Genomic DNA, 4997 nt, shown 5'->3' with positions numbered 1-4997 from the left:
AAATGCCTTTTTATCTACCTGAAGGAAGTAAAATTTATGCTGATTCCGGATATACAAATTATAAGATTGAAGATATGCTTAAAGATGCAGAGAAAATAAATCTATTGGTTGCTCGCAAAAGCAACTCTAAACGCAAAAGAGAAAGGTATATGGAGTACATTATTGAAAGCATGAGGAAACGAGTAGAAACAACCTTTAGTGAAATTTCAACTTTATTACCTAAGAAAATCCATGCTGTTACATCTTATGGATTTGTTCTTAAAGTTATAATGTTCTTGTTTTCATATACATTAAATAAAATAGACTGCTAGCAACTTGAGTTAATTATTAAGTTCTCTGACTTGAATAAAGTGACCTTCGGCATCCATTCTAATTATTTTCGATTTAAGGCCTTTTGAAACCTGAAATCTATATATTTCTGCGGGCCATGCAGGAGATTCTAACTTCTCTTTCATGTCCGATATTTTCCAACCACTATAATGAGATGCTTTAAGTGCTTGGAGACCATAGTAAGCCCATTGATTTGTGTTCTTGTCTCGTACCAATAGCCATGTATATTATAAATCGCCCTACTCAATTCTCCTGGATTATCCACAAATTCCACCTCAAAATAATTTGGTTTTCATCCGTTTATATTTTTGTTTTTATTCATATTCAATTGTTTCAATTCACTGCGTTAACGCTAAGAGAGTAAGATTTCATCCTCATGCTCTATGGCAATAGTCGTGTGTGCTTGGCGTTGAAGTCAGTTTCATAATCGGGGTTTCTCAATATGCTGAGATATTTCAACCTCCAGAAAAAATCGACCTTTATGCAGCTTCCTGCGAGACATCTACTCCTAACTCTCTTAGCCGTTGCAGATGTCTCTTAATTTGTTTTTCTTTTGTTATTTTGTCTAAATAACTTCCACCTAATTCTTTATAGGATTCTTTGTTTTTTATGATGAAATAAGCTGCGATTATTATCTTGTGACCAACAGCCACTAATGCCCGCTTTTTACCTCTTCTACCGACCAAGCTATCATATTTACCACGCAAATAAGTCCCTTTTGTTCTGGTTGCTGCCCATGCACATTGAATAATCATCGCTTTAAGCCACTTGTCTCCATGCGTGGTTCTTGAACTTTTTTTTTACCAGCACTCTCATTATTACCTGGGCATAACCCTGCCCAAGATGCCAAGTGTTGTTCATCAGGGAAATTATCCATATTGTTTCCTATTTCCGCTAGTATATATGATGCAGATTCTTTATCAACTCCTGGAATAGTAGATAACAACTCGGCATCAAGTACTATCTCGTTTTCTTTTAACTTGTTATCTATCTGCTTATTCAATTCACTGATTAGAAGCCCCTTGTCTTTTATTGATTGTTTTACCATTTTAAGCATGAACTTATGATGCTCCGTCAAGTTACCTGTTAGCGCAACTGCTAATTCTTGCTCTGAAGCTTTCATCTTTCCATGGCGTAGCTTTGCTAATTCTTCTGGGTACCTTCACCTTCAATCAACGCATCTATGATTTTAGTAGCTACAGCTCCGGATAGGCTACTGACAACAGAAGATAGTTTTATATTGGCATCTTCCAAAAACTTATGTATCCTATTTTTTTCTGATGCTGCTTGCTCAATTACCCGACGTTTATATCTTGTCAAATCTCGCATTTCTCTATCTGACTTTGGAGGAATAAAACTCCCTTTTAGTAAACCTGCTAACAAAAGCTTAGCAATACGCCTACTATCTTTTTTATCAGTTTTGTTTCAGGGTATATTCTTTAAATGACGGGCGTTGACCAAAATAATCTCAAAATCTTCTTCTAAAATGTTGTAAACTGGTTTCCAGTATACTCCTGTGCTTTCCATAGCTACATGAGTTATGCCTAACGACTTTAACCAATCCCTAAGTGATTCTATTGACTCGGTAAAAGCATTATAACTGCGAGTTTCCGTTTTTATGTCTTTTCCTTGCACCGATGATACCAAAACTGATTTGTGAATGTCTATTCCACACCCTTTTTCTATCACCTGTTCGAATTCGATTTTATCTGTTGTCATAACTGTATCATTTTACTCTAAAGTTACATCAATATGCTATAATCATGCTCGTGTGTGTCTTTTTTTTTGTCATGGGTGTTTCATTTGATTACCTTTAGAAAGAAATTTGCCATATACTATTTAAAGAAAATCTATTAACCTTCGATTATTAAATAATTGCCACAGAAAGTCAATAATGCATTAGATTTGTTTTAATAATCATGCTTTATAGCGCGCTATATCAAATGATTATTAAGTAAAAGATGATGTGTTATTGGCTTTTCTACTAGTAGATTTCGATAATTAGCCCATCTATTTCCCCAAATTTCATTGAGTTATCATGATTGCTCTTCATAAATCTGGGTCATTTATAAGCTAATTATCTGAAAATGTGGCCTGATTTAATATCAAACTGAGGCTATTAGGTATTATTTAGTTATTTCTGTAGCGAGTGGTTTTGAATGAAACTATATTTTTATATGCCTAGCGTAATAATTATACGATTTACCATAAGGGTTTAAATAGATTCTAATATTTCTTAAGTTTTCAAATTTAGTTGTGATAAAAATAACCTTATAAGTTTCTTTCAAATACATCGGTGTTATATATGGTTCATGTTTTTTCTACAATTTCAATTCCAAAGCCACCAACTCAGCCAAGTCCATATTCTTCATCTGCTCTTCTTGCTCGGTAAACTTAATACCATCAGTGAGCATAGTCATACAGAAAGGACATCCTGTGACAACAATATCGCATTTGGTTTCGGAGACATCCTCCATGCGTTCCATATTCACTTCTTTGTTCCCCTTTTCAGCTTCTTTAAACATCTGAGCACCACCAGCACCACAGCATAAAGCAAAGCTTTTACTTCGTTTCATTTCTACTCTGTCATCAGCTAGAGCATCCAGAATATTTCGTGGGGCTTCGTATTCGCCATTTCCTCTACCCAAATAACAAGGATCATGATAGGTGATTTTTTTTCCTGCCAGTGCCTTTTTCGTCAATTTAAGTTTGCCTTCTTTTATCATTTTCTCTAAGAACTGACTGTGATGCCATACTTCGTAATGGCCATCATAATCTGGATATTCATTTTTAAGGGTGTTAAAATCGTGAGGATCACAGGTGATGATTTTCTTTACCTCATAGGCATTCATCACTTCAATATTCATCATGGCTTGCATCTGAAATAGCATTTCGTTTCCAGCTCTACGGGCTGTGTCACCGCTATCACTTTCTTCTACTCCAAGCACCCCATAACTGACTCCCAGATGGTGTAATATCTTCACAAAATCGCGGGTAACTTTTGTATATCTATCATCGAAAGCCCCAGCACTACCTACCCAAAACAGATATTCGGGAGCATTTCCTGCAGCATGTAATTCACTATATATAGGGACTTCTATTTTAACTTTTTCTTTAGTATCCATTTTTCAATATTTAAAGATCTGTAATTATGCGTTTGTGAATAAATCCTCAGCCCACTTCATTCTATCATCTTGGCTATATTGCCATGGAGCTCCATTATTTTCAATGTTTTGGAATACAGTATTCAGTTCTGCTGGAGCAGCACTTTCTTCCATGACCAAGTATCTACGCATATCGATAATCATACTGGGTTGGTTGATATTCACAGGGCATTCCTGAGCGCAAGCATTACAAGTGGTACAAGCCCAAAGCTCTTCGGCGCTGATATAATCACCCAATAAACTTTTACCATCGTCGAACTCTGAACCATTTTTAATTAGACCTGGACCTTTCTCGTCCATCCTGCTTCTCACATTCATTACTATCTTACGAGGAGATAATTTCTTACCTGTAATATTAGCCGGACAAACATCGGTACAACGACCGCATTGGGTACAGGCTAAGGAATCCAAGTAATTCTTCCAGTTGACGTCTTCAATATCTTTCACTCCAAATTTCTCTATTTCAGCTTCCTCTTCTTCAGGAGGATCTGCAAAGGCAGCATTAGGGTCCATCATCAGCTTAACTTCTTTGCTTATGGATTCCATATTATAGAGTTGACCTAAAGGTTCTAGGCGACTAAATAAAACATTGGGAATAGAAGAATATACATGGAAGTGTTTGGAATAGGGCAAGTAATTGGCAAAGAAAAAGATAAGCAAGATATGTGCCCACCAGTTGATTTCATGGCCAATATGTAAACTTGAATAATCCATTGAACTAACTAAAGTGGCCAATTGCTGACTCACCGGATAAACACCAAGAATTGCCTCCCCAGAACTTAATTTTTCTGCCACATAGAAGGTGTTCATTCCTAAGAGACTAATCATTAAAAAGAGGATGATACTCAAAGCAATATTAGCGTCGGTATGTGATTTATGGGTCATTTCGATACCATCGAAGCGTTTCACCTTACCCGATATTCTACGGTAGAGAAAAATGAGCATGGCCAGAGCAATAAAGGCAGCCATAATATCTCCAGATGCCACTATAAAGCTATAAAAACCACCTAAGAAACTCAATATTCTCTCGGTACCAAATAAACCATCAATTACCATTTCAATACTTCCAAGTGTTATCACCAAGAAGCCCCAGAATACCAAAGCGTGAATGAGTCCAACCACAGGCTTCCTCAGAATTTTCTTTTGTCCAAAAGCCACATTCATCATGATATTGAATCGTTTACCGAAGTCTTTGACCTCAAATGGCTTGGTGAGTTTAAAGAACAAATAATACCTTTTGAAAGAATAGGCAAAGATGCCCAAGGTCATTAGCAATGACAAGCTAAATAGAATTTGTTTAAGCATATTGATAGGTTTAGGGTTTCGAGAACAATATTAAGAAAAATTGCCATGCTTGCATAGGATTGTTGGATATTTATTCTGTAAAAGACGGAGTTCAATGAGGGCCTAAAGTATTTAGAGTTCATAAAGTGTACCCAGCACCCAGCACCCAGCACCCAGCACCCAGCACCCAGTACCCAGTACCCAGTACCCAGTACCCAG

General features: G+C 36.6%; 5 protein-coding genes and 2 pseudogenes. 1 reads left to right on the top strand and 6 read right to left on the bottom strand.

The window, feature by feature from the left end:
• A pseudogene (locus HNS38_RS19650) lies at positions 1-311 on the top strand (IS982 family transposase); the annotation flags it as partial.
• Positions 312-320: 9 nt separating this feature from the next.
• Here HNS38_RS19650 and HNS38_RS20860 read toward each other — a convergent pair.
• The 6 genes and pseudogenes from HNS38_RS20860 to HNS38_RS19635 all read right to left on the bottom strand — a co-directional run bounded on the left by HNS38_RS20860 (position 321) and on the right by HNS38_RS19635 (position 4799).
• Positions 321-455, bottom strand: coding sequence for a hypothetical protein (locus HNS38_RS20860; RefSeq protein ID WP_256367551.1), 135 nt, complete (start codon positions 453-455; stop codon positions 321-323).
• Between the two features lie 354 nt (positions 456-809).
• A complete protein-coding gene (locus HNS38_RS20340) occupies positions 810-1085 on the bottom strand; it encodes a hypothetical protein (protein WP_216663799.1) in 276 nt (91 codons plus the stop codon).
• Positions 1082-1453, bottom strand: a complete 372-nt coding sequence (locus HNS38_RS20335; protein ID WP_216663798.1) for a transposase — start codon at positions 1451-1453, stop codon at positions 1082-1084. The genes HNS38_RS20340 and HNS38_RS20335 overlap by 4 nt, the downstream gene beginning before the upstream one ends.
• Positions 1454-1473: 20 nt before the next feature.
• Positions 1474-2049: pseudogene (locus HNS38_RS20630) on the bottom strand (transposase).
• Between the two features lie 602 nt (positions 2050-2651).
• Positions 2652-3455: a (Fe-S)-binding protein gene (locus tag HNS38_RS19640; protein ID WP_172282640.1), complete on the bottom strand. Its 804-nt coding sequence runs from the start codon at positions 3453-3455 to the stop codon at positions 2652-2654.
• A 24-nt stretch (positions 3456-3479) separates the two neighbouring features.
• Positions 3480-4799, bottom strand: coding sequence for a 4Fe-4S dicluster domain-containing protein (locus HNS38_RS19635; RefSeq protein ID WP_172346956.1), 1320 nt, complete (start codon positions 4797-4799; stop codon positions 3480-3482).
• Positions 4800-4997 lie beyond the last annotated feature (198 nt).

Origin of the sequence: Lentimicrobium sp. L6, from assembly GCF_013166655.1 — a bacterium.
In the GTDB taxonomy this organism is placed as follows: Bacteria; Bacteroidota; Bacteroidia; order Bacteroidales; family UBA12170; genus UBA12170.
Note: the sequence above shows the minus strand (reverse complement) of the source record. Positions and strands in the feature narration are given on the sequence as shown.

Excerpts from the sequence above, each read along its gene's own strand:
- HNS38_RS20335 (WP_216663798.1), bottom strand. The coding sequence starts at position 1,453 with ATGAAAGCTTCAGAGCAAGAATTAGCAGTTGCGCTAACAGGTAACTTG.
- HNS38_RS20860 (WP_256367551.1), bottom strand. The coding sequence starts at position 455 with ATGAAAGAGAAGTTAGAATCTCCTGCATGGCCCGCAGAAATATATAGA.
- HNS38_RS20340 (WP_216663799.1), bottom strand. The coding sequence starts at position 1,085 with ATGATTATTCAATGTGCATGGGCAGCAACCAGAACAAAAGGGACTTAT.
- HNS38_RS19640 (WP_172282640.1), bottom strand. The coding sequence starts at position 3,455 with ATGGATACTAAAGAAAAAGTTAAAATAGAAGTCCCTATATATAGTGAA.
- HNS38_RS19635 (WP_172346956.1), bottom strand. The coding sequence starts at position 4,799 with ATGCTTAAACAAATTCTATTTAGCTTGTCATTGCTAATGACCTTGGGC.